This window comes from Paraburkholderia sp. SECH4, from assembly GCF_030511745.1.
Classification (GTDB): Bacteria; Pseudomonadota; Gammaproteobacteria; order Burkholderiales; family Burkholderiaceae; genus Paraburkholderia; species Paraburkholderia madseniana.
In genome coordinates, this window is sequence record NZ_JALOCP010000036.1 from 1 (window position 1) to 22,489 (window position 22,489).

Genomic DNA, 22,489 nt, shown 5'->3' on the forward strand with positions numbered 1-22,489 from the left:
CCCGGACCATGTCTATAGGAATCAGATAACACGACAAGTAGTCTGACGCCGGGGGTGCGCAAGCAAGGTGACAACTGGAAGATCACCAAAGTCGACGACACGCTAGACTATCAATAGACATGTCTAACGTAGGCGGTCACCTTGTCGACCTGCTGATGCATGTTCAAGGCATACACCTAACTCAATCCCTTTCCGGCAATGTCAGACTCCGACGCGCTCGATCGGTTTGAGATGACCCAAAGCATCACCCCCAACGCCTCCGCTACCGACGCCTCGGCCGCCATGAGGCCGAACGCCTGGCGCAACTGGACCGCTGTCACGAGACGAACGCCGTGTGACGCGCTTTAGCTGTCGGCGCCGACTAGGTAGTCACAACGTTAGTTGAAGTTGTCGTCAGCCTTTCAGCCTGTCGATCGTATAGGTGTAGGGATCGGTTTAGCAGGGATCACAGGCATCAATCAGATATTCGAATGACACGTGGTTTTGAAATGACTGCCGCTGTACCGTCTTTAAGATTACGAAGGCAGAAAACTGAAGGGAGAATGAAAGTGTCGAGCTACCATGCCAGAATTACCGGAAGCGACTACGCGGCGATGGCCGACCTCGTGACAAAGTATAAAGTCACGGTCGCCCGGCATACTGTCGAGAAAGTCGCAGAAGGCTACCGCGTCGACGCGCACGCTAGCGACGAACAAATTCGTGCGCTTGAAGCTGCGGGTTACAAGGTTGAACGTCTTGAGGATGCGCAAATCCAGGGTGTGGCGCGACAGAAGGAGAAACGCAAAAGCCCAGTCGGCGCATTGACGCGTGAAGCATTGTCGGTCGCCGCTGGCACGGGATACCTCGACGTCGCGCATATTGAAGCGGCCCTGGTTGCCGAATCAGAGGCTCCGAATGACGCGTTCACCACGTTGATCAAGCTGCCGAACGAGACATGGGAGCAGCGCGTTTGTCACGCGCTCAAGATTGGTAAAGGCAGCGGCGCGGGCCGCGTCGGAATCTATTTCCTTGGCGGCGTTCACGCACGCGAATGGGGCAGCCCCGACATTCTCGTCAACTTTGTGCAACTGCTCGCCAACGCATACCGGACAAATACGGATATCACAATAGGCAGCAGGACCTTTACCGCAGCGCAGATCAAATCTGTGGTGGAGAAGAAGGACATTTACGTCTTTCCGCAAGCCAATCCTGACGGACGCAACTACAGCATGCTGACCGAACCGATGTGGCGCAAGAATCGTCGACCTGCGCCGGCGGGACATACGCAATCCCAATGTGTCGGTGTCGACGTCAACCGCAATTACGATTTTCTCTGGGACTTCCCAAAGTACTTCGATCCGAAGTCGCCGATTGCAAACTCCACGGATCCGTGCGATCACGATGTCTACATTGGCCCCGCGGCAACCTCCGAGCCGGAGACAAAGAACGCTGTCTGGATGTTCGACAACTTTCCGCACATTCGCTATTTTGTCGACCTGCATAGCTACTCGGAAGACATCCTGTACAACTGGGGTGACGATGTCGATCAAAGCGCCGATCCAGCGATGAATTTCCAGAACCCCGCGTATGACGGCAAGCGCGGCATCGCCAACGACAAGGCGTACCGAGAGTACATCGCGGCCGAGGACAAGAAGATCGCAGTCAATCTGGCGAATGAGATGCGTGATGCGATCAAGGCATCGCGTGGCCGACTCTACAAGACGGAACAGTCGATGAGCCTTTATCCGACTGCCGGCACGTCGGATGACTATGCGTTTAGCCGTCACCTGGTCGATGCAAAAAAAGCGAAGGTGTTTTCGTACACGATCGAGTGGGGCAGTCCGCAAAATCCAACCCCATTCCATCCCCCGTATCCGGAAATGAAGCAGATCATCGACGAGGTCACGTCGGGACTTTTGGCGTTTTGCATTTCGGCGCAGTGACTATCGTGCCTCCAGCAGGAAAAGGTTTCAGCAGCAACGAATCGCGGACCGCTCTAATGGTCCAGCCGAAGTTCGGTATCGGACAAAGCTGGTCTCTGTGCGTACATCGCGGACGATACTCGTCGTAAAGGCTATACTGGCACACCATAGGTATCAAGTCGCGCTACGACTTCAAGACAGTGACGTGCGAGTCAACTATGTTCGCTTCAACAGCCGATGCGTCGACGATGCGTTGCGTCGCCACCGGACGTTTGAAACATGTGAAACTAAGCCGGCGCGTATGTCTGCATGGCGCGAGAATCGCTGCATTGCCGCCGGCCACTCAATTTGCTGACGCGCAACCGAATCAGGCAGCGCTGCCTTTTTCGACGGACAAATGGTCCGTGGGTCAGAAAAAGGGACATGTGCAATGGCCAATCAGGTAATTTTCAGTGGCGCTCCGTCGCAGGCGTGCAACCTTGCCGCGATCCTCAAGGGGGGCGCTGTCATGGCAATGATTGGCGCTATACATGTCTACGCGTCTAACTCTTTCCCGCTTCAGTGGCATGTGCTGCTCGCACAAGCTGGTGCGGTTTTGATCGGTGTCGGGTTGCCGTTCGCCAAGACCGCGTTCACCCGAATCGTCATCGATACCGCGCGGATTACCTGGACGCAAGGTATTCTGCATCGCCGTGTATCAATTCTCGAGATTTCCCGGATTCAGTGCGTCACGTCGATCCACCCATGGTGGCAGCGCCTGTTCGGTGTCGGCACGATCATTCTAACGACCAACGATGCAACTCGTCCCGTGAGGCGTCTGCCGGGCATCAAGGGCGCTGACCAGGTCGGCAGGAGGCTTGCCGAGGCCGTTGCCATGCATCAGGAGCGGGGCATTTCCGCAAACACATATGATCCGAACGCCGCTGGTTACTCTCAGGCGCAGAGTGGTTGAGCAGGCGGTATCGGTTCGCGACTGACAGGTCTTGTTGACCGTCCCATACTGGCCGCGTGCCTTCAAACGGCATGTGCAGTTTCCGATGCTCGCGTGTCCTGTTCAGCCACGACATGGTGACGCGTCATGGCGCAAAGCTCCCTTGCACTCAGATCAATCAGAGCGGTGAAGGCAGAACGCTCGACCAGTCAGGTAAGGCATCAAGATCTGGCCGCATCGTGACGCTCTCCTGTTCGTTGGGATCGGTTCGGGCGATTACCGCGACGCAAGGCTCATCCGCGCTCGCGTTGTACGGAACATGCGGCATCCCTGCGGGGATGTAGAAGAAATCTCCGGCCCGAACCACCGCATGGTGCTCCAATCGTTCGCCATACCAGCACCCCGAGATGCCGCTCAGCTGATAGATGGCCGTCTCATGCTCCGCATGGAGATGCGCTTTGGCCCGGGCAGCCGGCGGAATTGTTGCTAGCTGAAGATGCACATGCTTCGATCCCACACTTTCAGCTGAGATACCTACCGCATAGGTCAGCCCTTGCTTCCCCTCGAACTGTGGGCCAGCTTGCACCAGTTGACAGGTTGGAGTGCCAGGCTTGTGTGTGCTGATGTTCATCGCTTCTCCGAACAATGAGCGCCGACGTCGGCGAAATGGCGTGCATACGACCGCAGAATACACCCGCCCGCTGTTTGAAAATGGTCATCCTTTATCGGTAAGCGATCCATTAGCGCCGTCCCTCTGAGTAGTGGACGAGCGTGGTGTTTGTGAAGTAGATTTGGCGGCGGATCAGCGCAGGGAGAGTGGCATTTTCCAGGGCATCAAGGCGTCGTAATCATCAACGGTCTTTGCCAGGGGGAGACGTTCAAACAGCCAGGTCAGATAGCGGTACGGATCGATGCCGTTGGCTTTCGCCGTTTCAACAAGAGAATACAGATTGGCGCTCGCGTTAGCGCCGTCAACGGTATCCGAGAAGAGCCAGCCACGGCGTCCCAGGCAGAAGGGGCGAATGGAATTTTCACAGGCGTTGTTTGAGATTGGCCAGTCACCGTTTTCGATGTAACGAACCAGCTTCGGCCACTGCTCACGCAGATAGGTCAGCGCCTTGCCAAGCAGACTCTGCGGCAGCACGCCAGGAGACTGCTTGATCATGAGATCCTTGATGACCTCGAGTACGTGGGCACTATAGCGCTGCCGTAGGCGCAGACGCCGGTCAGCACTCCACGTTTGACTGCGTGCCTCGGCGGCAAACAACTTGCCAAACAGCTTGATGAAGCGTGTTGCGAGCAGATCTGGCGTACGTGCAGCCTTGGGGACGTTTTCTTCTGCCTTGACGAAGTAACGGCGCGCGTGAACAACACAGCCAAGATGCACAAGCTTGTATCGCTCGGCGATACCGTTGTATGGCTCGTAGCCATCTGTCATCAGTACTGCGCCCTCCCGCACACCTGTGAACAACTTGTCGGCCAGTTTCGCACCACGCCCCGGCGTATAGGTAAAGCAACGGATCGGGATTCCCGTGCCCGTCATCTGTGACCACAGATAGCTCTTCGTCTGTGGCTTTCGTCCTTTCTCCTTGAGTACCTGGAAGGTCGTCTCATCGCACAGGATCACCTCGGCATCAAGCAGTGCGTCGCGCATCAGGTTGATCACCGGTTGCGCCGCTAGGCCGACGCGAACCATGCTGGCTGCGATCGTGTTGGATGAGATATCACCGCCGAAGCGACGCAGCAGTCCAGCCTGGCGGTACAGCGGCATACCGAACTGGTATTTGCCGGCCGCGATCCACGCGAGTGCCGATTCGGTCAGTAACCCCCGGGGGATGATGCGCAGCGGCGCCGGCGTGACCTTGATGCCCAGATCACAGCACGGGCAGGCATACTTGACCCGCTGATGCTGGATCACGCGGACCTGTTCCGGAATCACGTCGAGCTGCTCGCTGATTTCAACGCCGAACTCCACCAGCGCATGGCCGTCGTTGCTGCAGAAACGCTCGGCTTCCGGAAGTTCGTGCCGGCGAATCTCACGGGGCAGATTGGGATCAAGCGGCTTGCGGTGACCACGTTTTTTGCGTGTGTGCTCCGCGACCTTCGCCCCGGGAGTCTCTTCCTGGGCAGGTGTCGCATTCGCACCAAGCGCTTCGGCCTCGTTGAACAATCCAAACTGTTCGGAGTCCCGTGCTTCGCTCTTTGCTCCAAACAGATCACGCCGGTAAGCACGCAGCCGTTCCTCGGCCAGGTCGCGCTCCGCAGTCATCAGACGCAGCATGCTGCGGGTTTCTTCATGCTCGCGCTCCAGGGTGGCGTACGCCTCCCGCATGGCGAGTAACGCATTGAGTTCGTCGGCGGAGATCGTGATCTGGGCAGGCATGCCGGGTTAGACCAGCATGCCTGACGCGCGTTCAGCTCACGCGCAGATATTCCCGCCTTGGATGGCGATGGATGGTGGTAATGTCGTCGCCGTCGAGCAGCGCGTGCAGCAGATCGGTTGTCAAGGTCACGACTTCGGTCTTGTTGCCGGGCCAGATGAAGTGCTCTGCCTCAAGTCGCTTCGTCATAAGCCAGAACCCGCTGCCATCCCAGCCGAGGATCTTGATGCGGTCGCGACGCCGGTTCCCGAAGATGTAAAGAGAGGAGTCCATTGGATTGAGTCGCATGGCCTGCTCGACGAGGATCGAGAGACTGTTCATGCCGTAGCGGAAATCAACCGGATCGCGGTGGAGGTAAACTTTCAGGCTTACGTCGAACCGGAACATGGCAGCCTCCCCAGCATCTGTACGACGGTGGTCAACTCATCAATGCTTGCCTTGCCGAGGTCGAACTCAACGCCGTTGGACAGGCGCACGTGTAACGAGAGTGTCATCGCCAACGCTGGTGCCATTGGCAACGGCGCCGGCATGACCGGCACAAAGGCGCCGGGAGGTTGCTCTGTCACCGGGTGCCTCTGCGAATTGACAATCTCAACAGGTACACTGTCGATGACTTGCCCAGCACTCAGTCCATGCGGTTCGTCGGCGCCGCTATCCTGCGGCGCCTGCGTGAGTGCCTTCTCGCGCGCCATCAGGTACTTGGTGATCCACTTGCGCAGCAGATTTGCGTTAAGCCCGTGCTCCTGCGCAACACGGGCAACGGATACGCCGGGCTGCAAGGCTGCCTCGATGAGCGCCCGCTTTCCTTTTTCGTCGTAGCGCCTGCGCCCATCGCGGCTCTGGAACACGACTCTCAACTCAGGATTATTGTCAGCCATAGGTGTCCACCTCAATGTTAGGTGGACACCTATGCTCCTCGCTCAGAGCGTCAGTTGGTAGACGCCGAAGATGGATCGCTTACCTTTATCGGGAGATGTCGGCCATGAAGCGCCATTCGACAACATCGTTAGACAGTCTCGGTTGGTGGCTTAGTCAGTGATGAGCGGGCCAGCCTCATACTGCTCATCGGTTACCGACTCCATCCACTCGACGTTCTTGCCGTCGAGCATTTCAGTGACCGCAAAGTGCGACATCGCCGTGGTTGCAGCAGCACCGTGCCAGTGTCGCTTTCCGCACGAGCACGAGACGATGTCACCAGCGCGGATTTCACTGCGCTGGCCACCTTCGCATTGAGTCCAACCTACCCCTGAAAGCACGACCAGAATCTGACCGAGTGGATGCGTATGCCAGTGGGTGCGCGCGCCGGGCTCAAACGTCACGATGGCACCACCGGTTCGCCCCGGCTCCTCCATCTGGAACAGGCTGTCGATACGGACGGCGCCGGTAAACCAGCTTCCCGGGCCTTTGATAGACGGCTTGCTGCCGTTGCGGATGATGGTTTGGGCTTGTTTGTCTGTCATAGCTTCTAATCCTTTCACGTAGGAGTCTGGCGTAACGTCACACCATTATTGCGGTGCCAGCTCTCCGAACCAGTAAGACGCCGTCACGCCACCATCCATCAGGAAATCGCTTCCGGTGATGAATCCTCCGTCAGGCCCCATGAGCAGCGCGGCAACATTTCCAACTTCATCCGGCGTGCCGGCGCGCTTGGCCGGGCACCCGTCAATCATGCGCCGATAGCCTGCCCCACGCGGGCCGGATAACTCGTCCTTCGCAAGCGGCGTGATGATGATGCCTGGGCTGATGGTATTGATACGAGCGCCACGCTTGCCCCAGCGGACTGCCTCAAACATCACGCGCAGGGCGTTGCCGCGTTTCGACAACTGATAAGCATGCAACGAATCCTTTACCTGATCAGACTGAAGCATTGGCAGCTTTAGCAATTCTTCGACAGGCGTCGTCGCAAGCGCGTGGTTATCTTCCGTGGTCAGCGGCGGCAGACGATGACCGGACTGAGAGGCGATTACAACTCCCGCTCCGCCCTCGGCCATCACTTCGCCAAATACTTCGAGGATCAACGCCGTGCCGTAGAGATCGATTTTCAGGATCGTCTCTGGTGAGGCCTGCGACGGCGAAACGCCGGCCGCATGAATGAGGCCATGGACGGCGCCCAGTGAAGTCGCTTTCGCGACCAGGGCCTCAACGGACGCACGCGATGAAATGTCGACGGCCGCCGTCGTCACCTCAAAACCCGCCTCGCTCAGCGTCTTTGCCGCTGCGTCGGCCTGCTCCTGACGCAGGTCGGCGAGTAACAGGTGTTTGCCTGTGCCCACCCGTCGCGCAATGGCTTGCCCAATTGATCCCGGACCGATTACAACGATGACTTTTTGCATGACGCTTCTTCCTTGTTCCTGGATTGGCCGATCGCTTAAATTTCCTGACGAGTGGGTCGAAACAGGATTTCATTTACGTCGACTTCCGGAGGCTGACTAATCGCGAAGGCGACGGCGCGTGCGAACGATTCCGCTGGGATCGCGATCTCTTCGTAGAACTTGCTGATGAAGCCGGCTATATCCGGTTCCGTAATGCTGTTCGGAAGCTCCGTCGCAACCGCACCCGGCGAGAGAATCGTCGTGCGAAGACCGTAGGGTTTGACTTCCTGGCGCAAGCCTTCCGAGATCATGAGCACGGCGCTCTTGGTTGCCGCATAGACAGCGCTGCCGGGCCGCACGATCCGTGCCGCCACGGAAGCGACGTTGATGATCTGGCCGCTCTTCTGCTGTTTCATGTGTGGCAAGGCAGCGGCGATGCCGTACAACACACCCTTGATATTTACGTCGATCGTCTGGTTCCAGTCATCGATCTTCAGGCGCTCAAGCGGTGAATGCGGCATCAATCCGGCGTTGTTGAGCATGACGTCGACGCGCCCGAAGGTCTGCACTGCTGCATCGACCAGGGCTTTGACATCCTCGTGACGAGTCACGTCGGTTGCCATAGCCAGTGCCTTGCCGCCTTTGTCGATTAATTCCTGTGCTAGCGACTGAATGCGATCGACCCGCCGCGCGCCCAGTACGACGATCGCGCCCTGCGCGCTCAGATGCTTGGCAGTCGCTTCGCCCAAGCCGCTGCTGGCACCCGTGATAACGACAACTTTGCCTTCAATGTTGTTGCTCAAGCCATTGCGCGTTTCCACAGACCTTCTCCGGTTGAAATCAATGTCCAGATCTTAGGTTGATGTGAATTCATTAACAATAAGGCTACAATTTCACGGGGTGTTAAATGAAAGTTAATTATGCTGCGCACAGGTCTGTCGGAACTGACGGCGTTCATTGCCGTCGCTGAACATCGAAGTTTCCGCGCCGGCGTTGAGTCATGCGATCAGGAATCTCGAATCGGGTCTCAACGTGCGCCTCTTCAATAGGACGACCCGCTCGGTAGCGCTAACTGAAGCTGGCGAACTTTTGCTGCGGCGTGCCGGTCCGGCACTTGCCGACCTTGAAGATGGCATCAATGAAGTGATGTCCGCGGGTACCCGGCCGTCCGGATCAATCCGGATCAGCTCGGCCGAAGCCGGCGCGAGACCACTGATCCAGCACGTGCTTCCGGATTTTCTCGCGGCTTATCCGGAGATTCACGTGGAGGTCGTCGTGGATACCCGATTGATCGATATCGTGGCAGACGGATTTGACGCTGGGATACGGGTGCTCGACGATGTTCCGCGCGACATGATTGCGGTCGAATTCGGTCCGGCATTCCGGTTTGCAGCGGTCGCATCGCCCGAGTATCTCTCTCGCCACCAGCCGCCTAAAACACCTCAGGACCTAAGACAGCACAAATGCATCCGCTATCGATTTCTTAGCGGTACGCTATACCACTGGGAGTTTGAACGTCGAAGCAGTGGCCTCAATGTCGATGTCGATGGCCCCATGACGCTAGGTAACTCAAACCTGATGGTCGATGCCGCGCTGGCCGGCATCGGTGTCGCCTGGGTTCCGGAATATCTTGTCGTGGAACATCTGGCGACCGGCCGATTGGTTCATCTACTACCGGACTGGAGTCCTTCCATGCCAGGCTTGTGTCTCTACTATCCGGCTAACCGGCACCCACCGGAAGCGCTTCGGCTGTTTTCGCAGGCGGTACGCGAATGGGCCAACAAATCGACGAAAGATAAAGGCAACGCAAAGAGCGGCAAAGCATGAAAGTTGCTGAACGGTAAGAACGCTGACAAACCGTAATTGCGCAGACAGTCGGGTGCAATTCGAACGCCCCCAGGCTTGTCAAAGCAATGTGGCCCTGCTATCGAGGCGCCGTTAAGGCCGGGACGAAACGAATAGCGCACCTCATGCATGGGCCGCTCTTTCCGAGGGAGGAATCGTGCAAAAGAAAATCGTCACTCGAGCCATCGCGGGAGGCGTTTGCCTGATGGCGCTGTCCGGCGCTGCGTTCGCTCAATCGCTGGCGTATACGAATCAGCCCGTGGACGTTTATGCGGGTCCGTCCGGGGATTATCCGGTGGTCGCGCAAGTGCCGCCGAGCGCGGAGCTTACGGTGTACGGCTGCGTTTCCGATTACAGCTGGTGCGACGTCGGAGCGCCCGGACTGCGCGGCTGGGTCTACGGCGAATATCTCGACTATCCGTATCAGGGTACCGAGGTGCCGATCATGACTTACGGCTTGCAGATTGGGGTGCCGATCGTGGCGTTCTCGTTCGGAACTTACTGGGATCACTACTATCGCGGCCAGCCTTGGTATCACGACCGGGACCGGTGGGCGAATCATCCGCGGCCGCATGGTGGCCAGCCGGCGGCGGGCGGTCCGGCTATGAACCCGAGGCCGGTCATGCACGGCAGCCCGCAGCCGCAACCTCAGCCCCAGCCGGGGTACGCTCATGGGCCGATGCAGCCGCAGCCAGGATATACGCACGGGCCTGCGCAGCCGCCCGGGCAAATGACGGGCGGTCCTCAGGGACAGGCTGCCGGGCACCCGGGCGGTCCGTCCGGTGAGCACGGCGGCGAGGCGCGCGGCGGCAATGGAGACCGCAATCATCCGCCGGATAACCATTAGCGATTGAACGCTTCTCGCCCGCCACCGCTTCGCGATCGCCTGGCAACGCGCCTCGCGCCCATGCCGCTCAATTCGACGGATGATCGTCGAGGTGATCGTGAAGCGGGTCCGGGCTCTTTTGCGTCGAGCGCAACACGCCTGCGTCGTCGAAATAGAAGTAAGTGGGTCTGTCGCGTCAGAAAAAACCGCTCAGGATTGGATAAATAATTGGCAGGACAAAGGACGTCAGAATGCCGTTCAGGCCCATCCCGAGGCCCGCAAATGCGCCGGCTTCTTCGCTCATCTGCAACGCACGAGCAGTGCCGATTCCATGGGACGCGACACCCAGTGCGAAGCCACCCAGGTCATGCCTCGACACGTGAATCAACCTCAAAAGGCCGCTGCCAATCACCGCGCCAGTGATGCCGGTCATGATCACAAGGACGGCCGTCAGCGACGGCAACCCGCCGATTTTCTCGGAAATACGGATAGCGATTCCTGCCGTAACGCTCTTCGGAGCAATCGTGGCAAGTATTTGACCCGTGGCTCCCAGGAGCCTTGGGATCAAAAGGGCCGATGAGATGCCCGTCGCACAACCCGCCACAAGTGCGCCAGCCAATTGCGGGGCCAGCCGGCGCAATTTAGGCAATTGTCGGTGCATCGGTATAGCGAGCGCGACGATTGCCGGTCCGAGCAAAAATTGAATGGGCTGGGCGCTTTGCATGTAGGTGACATACGATGTGTTCGATTCACGCAAGGCAAGTATCAAAAGCGCCACTGCAATTAACACGGGATTCGCGAGCGCACTTTTTCCCAACGAACCGTGGACGACCTGCGCGATTGCGTACGCGAGGAACGTGAGGGTCAGCCAAAGAAGCGGTGTTGTTCCGAGAAATGCCCACGCGGACGCGATGTTCTGATGAACGTTCACGGTGTATCAACCTTCTCAATGTCGGCAGCCGCAAGCGCTGTGTTTCCGTCGGCATGGAGCGGCGATGCAAACGGTGTTGTCGGGGGTGCAAGCGGTGCAGCGCGCGCGGGCCATAAAGCGCACAAGCCTTGGCCGACAAACGCGGTAACGACGATTGTTAGCGCCGTACACACAACAACGGACACGGCTATCGGGAGCAGGTCATGAGCCACGCGGCCGGCAAAAACCATGATGCCGACGCCTGCTGGAACGAACAAAAGAGGCAGAAACCTAAGCAGGGCAAGAGCGTCGCTCTCAATCGCGGATGAAAGGCCGGGGCGGAGACTCAGCGAGGCTAACAACAGGATCATCCCTATAACCGCGCCGGGGATCGGCAGGTTCCCGGCGTAGGCTATCAATTCGCCAAGGCACTGGTAGGCGAGAAGGACAGTGAACGTCTTGATCATCGGGTCACCTTCGCTTCGGACGCGCACACGTTGAGCCACCAGCAAAGCACGACAAAGTGGGTGAAAGCCGCCGTGCCAGAACTTGTTCACCCGTTGGCAATATTCATCATTGCAGTGAGCAAAAAGGTGTCGGCCATCCCGTGCATCTGCTCACTGCCCGCCGTAGAGCGAGTTCAGGCGATCCATCGTGCCGTCCTGCTGGGCGCGCTGCAATTCCTGTTTGACCTCCGCGCGAGTCTTGGCATGGAGGGCGCCGCTATTGCTACTGCCCATGGACGTACCGCCGACAGCGTCCGACGTCATAGCTGCGTTGCTGTCGGTGGCCGTCCTGGATGTGTCGGTGATGTCACCCGCATAGGCGAGCGTGGTGCACAACGTCAATGCGGCAATAGGGATCAAAGTCAGAGCTTTCATCATATTCTCCAGCATGGTGCATGACATGCCCGACGCCAATCGAATCACGCAGTTTGCGCCGGGATTTCGTGCCGCTTCGAAAAGCATCAAAGGTTCTCGCAAGGACTCGGCACGCTCTTGCATACCCGGGAAGAATTTCCTTCATTCCCGAGTCATCTTCCTTTTTTGTATCGCGACCGCTCCAGGATAGGACCGGTGCATCCAGTCTGGATCTATTTTCATCACCTGCAACCTGTCGGCGATCCTCGTGGAGCTGCTGGGTTTCGACTGCCCACCCCGTCCACGGGTTGCGGCATGCCGGCAGGTACCACTGCACTGTATGCGCTGACCGCAAGCGCATGAATAAGGCGCCTTTCCTAAACGAGGCTAGGGGATTGCCTTATTCAGTGACTGGGCTCCGCTCTATTGGCTCTCGATCCACTGAATTGCAAAGCGCATCAGCTCGTTGCCGCTACGGATATTCAACTTTTCTTTGATGTTGGCCCGGTGTGCCTCGATGGTCTTGACGCTCCGATTCAGTTTCGCGGCGATTTCGCGGGTACCGAAACCGAGTCCGATCAGATGCAGGACCTCGAATTCCCGAACCGAAAGGCTCGCAATTGGGCCGGCCGGCGTTTTTCTGGGACCCGCAAGGGCTCGCGCCAGGTTTTCATGCATGGCGGCGCTCAAATAAATATTGCCTGACAGCACTTCGCGGATGGCGCTCACGACATGCTCCGTGGCCTCGAGCTTCATCAGATAACCGTTTGCCCCGGCCCGTAGTGCGCGTTCGGCAAACAGGCTTTCGTCATGCATGCTGAGGACGAGGATTGCCAATTTTGGGTAGCGGTGGCGGAGGGTCTTGACAAGATCCAGGCCGGAGTCCGATTGCAGACTGATGTCCACAATGGCCATGTCGGGCAGGCAGTCCATCGCCGCCAGGGCCTCTTCGGCGCTGCCGACCGCGCAGCAGACGTGCAGATCCTCTTGCAGATTCAGCAAGTGCGTCATCCCCTCCCGGATGATGGGGTGGTCATCCACGATCAGGATTTGAGTCGCGCGGCCTGGGCTAGACGGCTTCCCGTGCATGGTCTGGGCGCTCCGGTATCGGATAGCTGATGGCGACCGTGGTGCCACCCAAAGCATTGCGGGCCACCGTACAAGAGCCGCCCAGAAGACTCGCCCGGTGACGCAGGTTTTGGAGTCCCAGTCCTGAGGCACGCGCCATTTGTTCCGGGCCGACGCCCACCCCGTCGTCACTGATTGAAAGCGTCTGCAAGCCGCCTACGCGCTCCAGGTCGATCCAAATGTGGCGGCCTTCGCTATATTTCAGCGCGTTGTTGACTGCTTCCTGTGCCGCACGATACAGGTTGATCTGAGTAGGCTGATCCAGTAAGTCTACATCTGGCTGGATCCGGAGCATGCAGTCTATGCCGTCAAGCGTGCGAGCCGTTTCCACCAGGCCATGCAGTGCGGCCGCAAGGCCACCATATTCAATGGCGACCGGGTCCAGGCCATGGGCAATCCTGCGCGTCATCAAGGACGACTGCTTCACCAATCCGACGATGGTAGCGGCGTCGGCGGCGGCCGGGTGGCCCTGCGTCTGCAGTTTCTGATTCAAGGCGGCGCAGTACAAACCCAGGCTGGTCAGGTGTTGCCCAAGTCCATCATGCAGTTCCCGGCCAAAGAGTCTTTGCTGCTGATCGCCGATCTGGATCAGTTCTTCTTCCAACAGACGACGTTGCGCGATCTCCTCCTTCAGTTCGCTGTTTGTCTTCTCCAGGTCTTCGGTTCGCTCCTCTACGCGCCGTTCCAATTCGACGTAGGAGGCCTGCAGCAGGCGATGGACGCGCTGCTCCTGAGCACGTGCCGCCACCAGCAGCAGTCCGGTTATCGCCACGACGTTCGCGAAGGTGCACCACCTCACGAGGCTATCCACCGGAGAATTGGCGGCGAAGGGGCCCGTGCCGTGGGTGGTACCCCAGATAGCCACGACTGAGACCATCAAGGTCGCGAGACTGGTGCCCAGGTGATCGAAGCGCAGAGCCGCCCAGATAATGAACGGAAAGATCGCCAAGGCTGCAGGATAGTAGCCGTGTCCGGCAAGTTGCGGGGCACCGAAGATGAGGTAGCTCACCCAGAAGGTCGCAATGGCCAGTCCGCACGCCTCCACGGCCTGCTCCGCCGAGCGGATGGGGTTCGGATACGCGAGCAGGCTGAGCAGGGGCGGAGCCACCACCAGCACGCCCATCATGTCACCGAGCCACCATTTCAGAAAAGCTGCGCCGTACTCGGCGGCCGGCATCAAGCCCCCTCCGAATACGGCGGTCGCGCCAATCAGCGCACTCACTGCCGTGCTGAGCACCGCAGCGAGAGCAATGAGGGCTAACACGTCCTTGATGCGGTCGAGGGTGACCTGGAATCGGGCTACGCGGTTCAACAGTATTGCCGCCGTCAAGGCTGCAACTATCGCGCCAACACCAATCACAGCGGCCACTGGCAAGGGCACGCCCACCGACACGTTGGCGAGGATGGAGCCAATGACGATTCCGGGGGCAACTTCGAAGCCCAGAGCGAGCAGTGCAACAAGGGCGATGCCACTGGAGGGCCACACCAGAGACACTGCGCCGCCCACTATCGCATAAGCAAGTCCTACTTTTGCGCCCGCGTAGTAAGCCAATGCCACAAGCCCGGTGAGCAGGAAGAGTCTAAACCTGGAATCGCCCCGAATAATGGCCATTGTTCGCTTCACCCCCTCATGCGAACGATGCCCAACACGTCCCGGCACAGCCCGCATGCAGCAATCCTGATGAACCTATCAATATGGCGAATTTGATGCCGGGATTACGCGGGTCACATTCCTCATATCAAGGCGACCAAAACTACTATGAACCCACGTCAGAATTCTTCTGCGCGCCATCGCACATACGAAGGATCATCATGGTAGTACAGGGCGAGTTCATTCAGGCGGGTGGCCTCCTATTTCGTGAGAGGTCGGATCGTCCCTGCGAGGTCTCGCGTTGCATGACCGCTTGTCGGACCGCACTACCGTTCGATATCGATGGGTGTTCCCTCGCATCGCCCGCCAAAACACAGGTTCGAACTGGCGGAACTCCGTTCGGCCTCCGCCCGGGGCCTATGCTTGATTGGCGCATTCGCACTATATGACCAAGGAGGCGTGTCATGAAACCCGCGCTATGTGTCGCCGTCGTCAGTATGCTGTTCGGGGTCCAACTGGCGCACGCCGCCTGCCCCAACGACGCCGTCTTCCTCATTCTCGGTGATCAGATTCGCGGTTACTCCTTGCGCGCCAACGGAGCGACGGAGCCCTGCCAGGTGCTGCAAGGGCCGCTCACCACCCTCATGACCGCCGGAGCGACGGTGATCGACAAGAAGGACTCCTTTCACGTCGCGCAGTTTCTTACCAACAGCACCGTCGACATCTTTCCGCGAAAGGCCGAGGGCAATGAGGCGCCCAGGCGGTCGTTCATGTTGACGATGACAAATGACCTGCTCAGCATCGCGGTGGATTCCCACCTCAACGACTTCGTCCTGACCGTTCGCCCCACGGAGGCGGGGGTGCTGGTCGCTCCCGCCAACAGCTCCGGGCCTGTAACCAATCCGGTTCACATCACCGATCCGAATATCGTCCAGTACGTGAGCATTGCGATTGACAGCGACGACAATCTGCTGATTGCGGGCTATGACATACGGGGGGCGGCGATCATCGACACGTTTGGCACGCGTCGGAGCATGACCGCGCCGCCGCTTCTGCGCAGCCTCACGGGTAGCAAAACCGGCCTGCTGCCCGGGGCCGGACTTTTTGCAAGGAACAACATGACGATCGCTGTCGATCCGCGTACGGACGAGTTATTCGTCTACAACCAGACCGCGGACGTGACGCAGATCCAGGTGAGCGTTTTCGCCGCCAAGGCGAACGGCGACGTGCCGCCGGTACGGACAATCAGCGGTCCAGCCACGGGAATCACTGGCTCTGGCTTGCCGGGAAACAAGATCGCCATCTCCTCGGACGGGCGGCTCTTTGATGCCGAGCCGAACCTGCGCATTCTCGCGTTCGCGCCGGGGGCAAGGGGCAATGTGGCGCCGTCCCAGGTCATCGAGGACTCCACCCCCGGTCCAGTCACCCTGGGCGGGATCGCGGTCCGGTCGAGAGGAGGCCGGCAACATGATGGAAATGACGATGCTCAAGGAACGGACGAGGCCGGTGGCAAACCTTGACGCGCAGTACCCTTGGCGCGAACTAAAACCGTTCACGCGGGTTTGTCGGACCGATCGGGCGTGCTCGTGTTCCATAGCACTTCGAACAGACTGCACTCGAACGCAAAGAACTCCGCGCTTTGAATGGACAGCGCGTAGTGCTCGGCCCGCGATGAAATAAAAGCCACGGTGTCGTCGTACAGATAGGTCGTGATGCCCGCTTCGAAATCCGCGGGCGCAAAGCGGAGTTCGCGGCGATCGCGCGTCGATGTTCGCCATAGATCGCGTGTATCGCCCGGACCGGAGCGGATTATGCGCAGATTGATACCCGCACGGATGCGTCGCACCGCGACGTCCCTGATGACCTCAAAACCCGGCGTCTCAAACAGCTCGCTGTTAGACATCACCGCGCGCAACTCTTTGCTCTGACATTCGAGCGTTTCGTTGAGCACAGTCTTGATCCCTTCGATACCCGGGAAATAGCGCACCCGCGGTTTTCCACCCGCTGAGTTGTGAATGGAGCGCAGCCGCGGGAGCACTTCCTGAACGAGCTGACGCTGCGCCTCGATACGCCTGAGCAGCGCGATCGGATCCTGCGGAATGACATAGCTGCGCGCGCCTTTCTGCACGGTCGCGACGAGTCCGTCGGCGAGCAGCCGGTCGAGCACTTCGTATGCATTGGTGCGGCCGATGCCCGCCTTCTGGGCGATCGAAGCGACGGTGGACTCGCCGAGTTCCAGCGAGGCCAGATAGAAGTCGGCCTTGTTTCCGTCGATGCCGGCGGCCTGGAGCATCTCAACAAGGTTCATGTTCGCCAACCTCATTTTCGCCAACCGCTACGCACGGGTGATGGTCGTTACACGTCGATTCGTTCGCTTGGATAGTACAAACAAAATCTTTAATAATCAAATAGATAACAAGTTTATCGCAAGGTCAGAACGTATTTCAAGGACGCGTTTCACGGCCGCGACTAGCATTCATCTCAGTCAATTCGTTGACGCCCGGAGCCGATGAATCACATCGATCCGAAGCGAGGCGAACCGTGGGCCGGTTGAGTGGCCCGCTCGTGCGCCTGCTCCCCATGTATCCCTATTGGAGTCATCTCATGATTGAGTGGAAAGAAACGATTCAGGACATCAATGTTCGCCTCAAGGAACTGTCCACACGCACGCCGGACACCCTTCGCGGTTTTGGCCTCATCGCTGGTGCGGGCGCCAACACGAACCATCTCGGCGCGAAGACGCGTGAGCTCATCGCGCTGGCCGTCGCAGTCACCACGCGCTGCGATGGTTGTATCGCCTTTCATTCGGCAGAGGCCGTCAAGCTCGGCGTGACCGATGCGGAAATCGCAGAAGCGCTGGGTGTCGCGATCAACCTGAATGCCGGCGCTGCCATCACGTACAGCACGCACGTGCTGGATGCCATCGACAAACTGAAGCAAGCCTAATCGTCCATACACACTGAAAGGAACCCATCATGAGCAACCCCAAGCTTGAAGTACTGACGCCGCAAAATTCCCAGCTGCTTTTCATCGACCAACAACCGCAGATGGCATTCGGCGTCCAATCCATTGATCGGCAAGTGCTGAAGAACAATGTGGTAGGTCTCGCCAAGGCAGCGAAGGTATTCGGCATTCCCACCACCATTACGTCGGTCGAATCGCAAAGCTTCTCGGGCTTTACCTATCCCGAACTGCTCGACGTGTTTCCCGGTCAGCCGGTGCTCGAACGCACGTCGATGAACTCCTGGGACGACCAGAAGGTTCGTGACGCGCTGGCTGCGAATGGACGCAAGAAGATCGTGGTTTCCGGCCTGTGGACAGAGGTTTGCAACAACACCTTTGCACTCAGCGCGATGCTGGAAGGCGACTATGAGATCTACATGGTCGAAGACGCCTCGGGTGGCACGTCGAAGGACGGGCATGACTATGCGATGAAGCGCATGATCCAGGCCGGCGTCGTGCCCGTGACGTGGCAACAGGTAATGCTCGAATGGCAGCGTGACTGGGCGCGTCGCGACACGTACGACGCCGTCATGAACGTGGTCAGGGAGCACTCTGGTGCGTACGGGATGGGCGTGGACTACGCGTACACAATGGTGCACAAGGCGCCGCAGCGCGCCAACGGGTCCCACGAGATCGTGCCCGCGGTTCCGGCCAGGTAATCGGTCAGATAACCGGCCACCCACTGCCTCAACTGATGTCATGACTCCGGCCGTGCGACAAGGTGCCGCCGGCCATCAGGAATCCATACGATATCCAGTTAAGACAGCCCCGATCTGATTCGGCCCGATGGCCGCTTCACGACGCTGAATCGTGCGAACCCGACAGCGAGCGCGATCGCCATCAAGGACGGGAAATTCACGGCCGTTGGCGTCTGACATGAGTACAAACGCACAAAGGAATCCGCACTGGATCGCTGCGCTGCTCGCGCAGCGCTGGTTGCCGCTGGCGGTGCGCGCCGCGCTCGTCATGGCGACATGCCTTGCCGGTATCAAGCAATCCTCCGGCCGTGTTGGTGTTCAGTAAAACCTCAAAGGACTTTCAATACCATGCGTAATCTTCGTTCCCTGGCAGCAACGGCGTTTGCCATCATCTGTCTCGCTGCATCGTCAGTCGCGTCGGCTACACCACCAAAAATTCCACAGCCCATCGCAGAGCCGCAGCTCGCTGTGGGGCCGCAATACGACACCACCCATGTCTATGTAGCGCCTGAAGACTTCGACAAATTCACCGATAGTCTTGTCGCAACCTTCGGCGGCCACAAGTCGCAACAGGGCGTCTTTCAGGTGACACCCACGTCGAGCAAGACGATGTCGCAACTCGTTTTCACGCCGGTCGGCACGTTGTCGGTGTTCGGCTTCAAGACGCCTGTTCCGTATCCGTTCGGTAGCGAGCGCACGGGATATCTCGTGACCGACATCGACGCGGCCGTCAAGTCGGCCAGGCGGCACCACGCCAATGTCACGGTGGCGACGTTCCCCGATCCGATCGGACGTGACGTGATCGTCTCCTGGCCGGGCGGCGTCAACATGCAGTTGTACTGGCACAATCAGGCGCCGAACTATGGTTCTTTGCAGACGGTGCCCGAGAACCGGGTCTACGTGTCGCCGGAGCGCGCCAATCTATTGATTCGCAACTTCGTGGCTTTTTCGCATGGCAAAGTTGTGTCCGATGATCACAACGCGCCTGGTGTCGAAATTGGCCGGCCGGGAGATACGTACCGGCGTGTGCGGATCGAGTCGGGATTCGGCAAGATGACGGTGCTGGTGACGGACGGCCAGTTGCCATGGCCGTTCGGCCGGGAGATGACAGGCTATGAAGTGACGAATCTCGCCGACACGCTGCAGAAGGCGAAGGCGGCAGGCGTCATGGTGCTGGTCCCGCCGTTCACTTCGGATAAGCGCGAAGCCGCGCTCGTGCAGTTCCCGGGTGGATATATCGCCGAGATTCATGCGGTTACGCCGTAGACGCGGGACGCCGGGGTGATGCGCCATGACGGTCGCGAGGCCGCCCGATGTCATTCCCCAACACGGGAGACGATTGATGAAATCTGAAGATAGCGTGCTCGCCGCCATCGCGGGCTACGTGGACACGCTCAGCTTTGTCGCGCTTTTTGGGCTGTTCACTGCGCACGTCACGGGCAACTTCGTGCTGATCGGCGCCGAAGCGGCAGGTTACGGCCAGGGCGTGTTCATGAAGTTGATGGCGTTCCCCGCATTCATTGCAGGTGTGGCCGTCAGCAGCGTGATTGTGAAGCGCATCGAACCCGCGACGCCCAACCGCGCGGCGTGCGTTCTCTACGTTGTCCAGGCAGCACTCATGCTGGCCTTTTGCCTCGCGGGCGTCGGCGTCTCGCCCGTTGTGCATGCGGATAGCACGCCCGTCATCGTCTGCGGGATGATCGGCGCAGCGGCAATGGGCGTGCAGAATGCGCACGGCCGGCTTGTCCCGCGTCCCGGTGTGCCCAACACCGTGATGACGGGCAACGTGACGCAGGCCGTGCTCGACTCGATCGACATCCTGTCGCCGCAGATGCCATCCGACGCACGAGCAGTGGCGCGAACCCGTCTGGCGAAGATGTTGCCGACGATTCTCGCGTTCGCCGTTGGCGCAATCCTCGGCGCCCTCGCATATCGGCACACAGGGTTCTGGGCGTTGCTGCTGCCGTTCGTCGCGCTCCTGTGGCTGGCATTGAAGGCACGCGGCGTATTGCACCCAGCTCACGACACGGAGACGCCATGACACGTATGTGGCCCAGGCCGTTCGCAGGTACGAACGCGGTGGCGTTCGTTGCCGTTTTGCAAGCGCGGACTATGTCGGCGTCGAACTTAAATTTGGATGGTAGTCACATCGGAAGTGGTCAAACCTTGCAATCCATCGCGACAGACTGCTTATGGCTGGCAAGAAAGCGGTGAATCTCCGCGACCACGGCGGCCCCCTCCCCCACGGCCCCTGCAACGCGCTTGGTCGAACCCGATCGAACATCGCCAATTGCAAACACACCGTCGACACTGGTATGCAATGGCAGCATGGATCTGGTGGCTCCCGTTTCGAGGTCCGTACCCGTCAACACAAATCCTTTCGGATCCAACGACACACTGCACGTGCGCAACCAGTTCGTGTTGGGGTCGGCACCGATAAAAAGGAACACGTGATGCGTCTTCAAGCATTCGAGACCACCATCGTGTCGCCGATAGTAGACAGAATCTAGCCGTTCATCGCCTTCGAAGGCTGTGATCTCAGCGCCTGTATGGATCGTCACGTTCGGCAACGCAGCAATACGCTCGATCAGGTAATGCGACATGCTGTGCTCGAGGTCCTGGCCCCTGACGAGAACATGAACGTGGGCAGCATGCGAAGCCAGAAACACAACGGCCTGCCCGGCTGAATTTCCACCGCCGATCAGCAGCACCGGTTCGCCGCGGCAAAGTCGGGCCTCGATCGACGTCGCCCAGTAGTAGACACCGTGACCTTCGAAGCCCGCAAGTCCGCTCACTGCCGGACGCCGATACTCCGCGCCGCTCGCGACGACCACCGTTCGTGCCGCAATGCGCCGCGAACTGGCAAGCTCGACCTCGAGCGGGTATGCGCTGCAATGCAAGGCCTTCACTTCGACCGGAATCGCGATGTGCGCACCGAATTTCTGCGCCTGGTTAAATGCCCTGCCGGCTAGCGCTTGGCCCGATATACCGGTCGGAAAGCCCAGATAGTTTTCGATGCGCGCACTCGTGCCGGCCTGGCCGCCCGGCGCGTGGCAATCGAAGACGGCCACTGACAAGCCTTCGGACGCCGCATAGACGGCTGCCGCCAGGCCGGCAGGCCCGGCACCCACGATCGCGACATCGTAGAGATGCCCTGAATCGAATTCCGGCACGAGTCCCAGACACGAGGCGAGCTGCCCCTCGTCCGGATTGCGCAGCACGGTGCCATCCGGGCAGACGACGAGCGGCATGTCATCGCGCCCGGGAGTCATGCGCTCGAGCAATGCGATAGCATCGGCACCGCCTACGTCAAGCGTCATATGCGGGAGAGCATTGCGTTGCAGGAAATGTTGCAGCGCGAGGAGCCGCTCGTTGTCGGGCGGGCCGACGAGCACCGCCCCTTGGCCACGCTCGATTGCAGCGACGCGCCTCAGAATCAGCGCGCGCATGATCCTTTCGCCGAGCTCTGCCTCGCCAATCATCAGCGCACGCAGCTTATCCGGCGAAATCACGAGCGCATTAACGTCTTCAATAACCTCAGCATCGACGAGCCCGGGCTTGCCTGAAAGCATGCCAACGTCGGACGTGAATTCACCCCGCTTTGCCTGAGAGCGCAGCAAACGTCGATGGCCGAGTCCGTCGCGTGCGGTGTATCGAATCGTGCCTGACAACAGGACGAACATGCCTGGACTCATGCCACCCGCGCGATAGAGAAATTCGCCGACGGCGTAGCTGCACATCGCACCGAATCGCCTTATCCGATCGATCTCAGGGTCCGTCAGTACCGGAAATATCTGATTCCAGCGTGAGGTGCTATATGGAGTTTGCGCATCTGCCGAGGTAGAACGATCGGCGCCGTTAGTGTCGGCTTCTGCCTGGTTCTCCTGCCCGCCCGGTGGCGAAGCTGCGTCGCTGTTCATCGTGAACCTCCCAGCAATGCGATTTTTTGGATAACCCACGTAGTCAATGCCATCCAGTAGTACAAGATAGGTTAGCCCTCAACGCGTCGCAAATAGCTAACCTGATCCTGCTCATGTCCGAGCCCTTGCGGTACTCGCGACCGGCACACGCGGACTTCCTGGCGCCCCTCGTTGCACTTTCAT

The 22,489-nt window shown here is 59.2% G+C and carries 22 protein-coding genes and 2 pseudogenes; 10 read left to right on the forward strand and 14 right to left on the reverse strand.

Going from position 1 to position 22,489, the window contains the following annotated elements; translation table 11 throughout:
- Nucleotides 1-542 precede the first annotated feature (542 nt).
- Together M0D67_RS33235 and M0D67_RS33240 are read left to right on the forward strand one after the other, a co-directional pair.
- Nucleotides 543-1,922, forward strand: coding sequence for a M14 family metallopeptidase (locus tag M0D67_RS33235; RefSeq protein WP_266241110.1), 1,380 nt, complete (start codon nt 543-545; stop codon nt 1,920-1,922).
- A gap of 409 nt (nt 1,923-2,331) precedes the next feature.
- Complete coding sequence (locus M0D67_RS33240; protein WP_166618286.1) at nt 2,332-2,853, forward strand: PH domain-containing protein; 522 nt, start codon at nt 2,332-2,334, stop codon at nt 2,851-2,853.
- A gap of 157 nt (nt 2,854-3,010) precedes the next feature.
- Here M0D67_RS33240 and M0D67_RS33245 read toward each other — a convergent pair whose 3' ends face one another.
- From M0D67_RS33245 to M0D67_RS33275, 7 genes are all read right to left on the reverse strand, one after another.
- Nucleotides 3,011-3,463, reverse strand: a complete 453-nt coding sequence (locus tag M0D67_RS33245; protein WP_200564999.1) for a cupin domain-containing protein — start codon at nt 3,461-3,463, stop codon at nt 3,011-3,013.
- Between the two features lie 171 nt (nt 3,464-3,634).
- Nucleotides 3,635-5,215, reverse strand: a complete 1,581-nt coding sequence (locus M0D67_RS33250; protein WP_266241113.1) for an IS66 family transposase — start codon at nt 5,213-5,215, stop codon at nt 3,635-3,637.
- Between the two features lie 31 nt (nt 5,216-5,246).
- Nucleotides 5,247-5,600, reverse strand: coding sequence for an IS66 family insertion sequence element accessory protein TnpB (gene tnpB / locus M0D67_RS33255; protein WP_063494893.1), 354 nt, complete (start codon nt 5,598-5,600; stop codon nt 5,247-5,249).
- Nucleotides 5,582-6,091, reverse strand: coding sequence for a transposase (locus tag M0D67_RS33260; protein ID WP_063494892.1), 510 nt, complete (start codon nt 6,089-6,091; stop codon nt 5,582-5,584). The genes tnpB and M0D67_RS33260 overlap by 19 nt, the downstream gene beginning before the upstream one ends.
- Before the next feature lie 150 nt (nt 6,092-6,241).
- Nucleotides 6,242-6,673 carry a cupin domain-containing protein gene (locus M0D67_RS33265; RefSeq protein ID WP_266241119.1) on the reverse strand — a complete coding sequence of 144 codons (432 nt, stop codon included), beginning with the start codon at nt 6,671-6,673 and terminating at the stop codon, nt 6,242-6,244.
- Nucleotides 6,674-6,718: 45 nt separating this feature from the next.
- Nucleotides 6,719-7,546, reverse strand: a complete 828-nt coding sequence (locus tag M0D67_RS33270; protein WP_266241121.1) for an SDR family oxidoreductase — start codon at nt 7,544-7,546, stop codon at nt 6,719-6,721.
- Nucleotides 7,547-7,581: 35 nt separating this feature from the next.
- Nucleotides 7,582-8,328 carry an SDR family oxidoreductase gene (locus M0D67_RS33275; RefSeq protein WP_154565445.1) on the reverse strand — a complete coding sequence of 249 codons (747 nt, stop codon included), beginning with the start codon at nt 8,326-8,328 and terminating at the stop codon, nt 7,582-7,584.
- Nucleotides 8,329-8,445: 117 nt separating this feature from the next.
- Here M0D67_RS33275 and M0D67_RS33280 point away from each other — a divergent pair.
- Nucleotides 8,446-9,352: pseudogene (locus tag M0D67_RS33280) on the forward strand (LysR family transcriptional regulator).
- A gap of 175 nt (nt 9,353-9,527) precedes the next feature.
- Nucleotides 9,528-10,217, forward strand: coding sequence for an SH3 domain-containing protein (locus M0D67_RS33285; RefSeq protein WP_266241123.1), 690 nt, complete (start codon nt 9,528-9,530; stop codon nt 10,215-10,217).
- Between the two features lie 175 nt (nt 10,218-10,392).
- Here M0D67_RS33285 and M0D67_RS33290 read toward each other — a convergent pair whose 3' ends face one another.
- From M0D67_RS33290 to M0D67_RS33310, 5 genes and pseudogenes are all read right to left on the reverse strand, one after another.
- Nucleotides 10,393-11,127, reverse strand: a complete 735-nt coding sequence (locus M0D67_RS33290; protein ID WP_266241124.1) for an LrgB family protein — start codon at nt 11,125-11,127, stop codon at nt 10,393-10,395.
- A gap of 122 nt (nt 11,128-11,249) precedes the next feature.
- Nucleotides 11,250-11,573 (reverse strand): annotated as a pseudogene (locus M0D67_RS33295) (CidA/LrgA family protein); the annotation flags it as partial.
- A 150-nt stretch (nt 11,574-11,723) separates the two neighbouring features.
- A complete protein-coding gene (locus M0D67_RS33300; protein WP_166618287.1) occupies nt 11,724-11,987 on the reverse strand; it encodes a DUF4148 domain-containing protein in 264 nt (87 codons plus the stop codon).
- A 402-nt stretch (nt 11,988-12,389) separates the two neighbouring features.
- Nucleotides 12,390-13,112, reverse strand: a complete 723-nt coding sequence (locus M0D67_RS33305) for a response regulator transcription factor (RefSeq protein WP_308112625.1) — start codon at nt 13,110-13,112, stop codon at nt 12,390-12,392.
- Nucleotides 13,036-14,706, reverse strand: coding sequence for an MASE1 domain-containing protein (locus M0D67_RS33310; RefSeq protein ID WP_266241129.1), 1,671 nt, complete (start codon nt 14,704-14,706; stop codon nt 13,036-13,038). The genes M0D67_RS33305 and M0D67_RS33310 overlap by 77 nt, the downstream gene beginning before the upstream one ends.
- Before the next feature lie 443 nt (nt 14,707-15,149).
- Here M0D67_RS33310 and M0D67_RS33315 point away from each other — a divergent pair, with 443 nt between their 5' ends.
- Nucleotides 15,150-16,205, forward strand: a complete 1,056-nt coding sequence (locus tag M0D67_RS33315) for a hypothetical protein (RefSeq protein WP_266241131.1) — start codon at nt 15,150-15,152, stop codon at nt 16,203-16,205.
- 32 nt (nt 16,206-16,237) lie between these two features.
- On the opposite strand, the gene M0D67_RS33320 is transcribed toward M0D67_RS33315, so the two are convergent.
- A complete protein-coding gene (locus M0D67_RS33320; protein ID WP_266241133.1) occupies nt 16,238-16,993 on the reverse strand; it encodes a TrmB family transcriptional regulator in 756 nt (251 codons plus the stop codon).
- A gap of 296 nt (nt 16,994-17,289) precedes the next feature.
- Between M0D67_RS33320 and M0D67_RS33325 the strand changes: the two genes are divergently transcribed.
- The 5 genes from M0D67_RS33325 to M0D67_RS33345 all read left to right on the forward strand — a co-directional run bounded on the left by M0D67_RS33325 (nt 17,290) and on the right by M0D67_RS33345 (nt 20,427).
- Entirely contained in the window at nt 17,290-17,631 is a 342-nt protein-coding gene (locus M0D67_RS33325) for a carboxymuconolactone decarboxylase family protein (RefSeq protein WP_266241135.1), read from the forward strand.
- 29 nt (nt 17,632-17,660) lie between these two features.
- Entirely contained in the window at nt 17,661-18,347 is a 687-nt protein-coding gene (locus M0D67_RS33330; RefSeq protein ID WP_154565434.1) for a hydrolase, read from the forward strand.
- 217 nt (nt 18,348-18,564) lie between these two features.
- Nucleotides 18,565-18,711, forward strand: a complete 147-nt coding sequence (locus M0D67_RS33335; RefSeq protein ID WP_266241137.1) for a hypothetical protein — start codon at nt 18,565-18,567, stop codon at nt 18,709-18,711.
- Nucleotides 18,712-18,734: 23 nt separating this feature from the next.
- On the forward strand, nt 18,735-19,652 hold the full coding sequence (locus tag M0D67_RS33340) for a glyoxalase (protein WP_266241138.1): 918 nt from the start codon (nt 18,735-18,737) through the stop codon (nt 19,650-19,652).
- A gap of 76 nt (nt 19,653-19,728) precedes the next feature.
- Entirely contained in the window at nt 19,729-20,427 is a 699-nt protein-coding gene (locus M0D67_RS33345) for a YoaK family protein (RefSeq protein ID WP_266241139.1), read from the forward strand.
- Between the two features lie 118 nt (nt 20,428-20,545).
- On the opposite strand, the gene M0D67_RS33350 is transcribed toward M0D67_RS33345, so the two are convergent.
- A complete protein-coding gene (locus M0D67_RS33350) occupies nt 20,546-22,306 on the reverse strand; it encodes an FAD-dependent oxidoreductase (RefSeq protein ID WP_266241140.1) in 1,761 nt (586 codons plus the stop codon).
- Nucleotides 22,307-22,489: the final 183 nt, after the last annotated feature.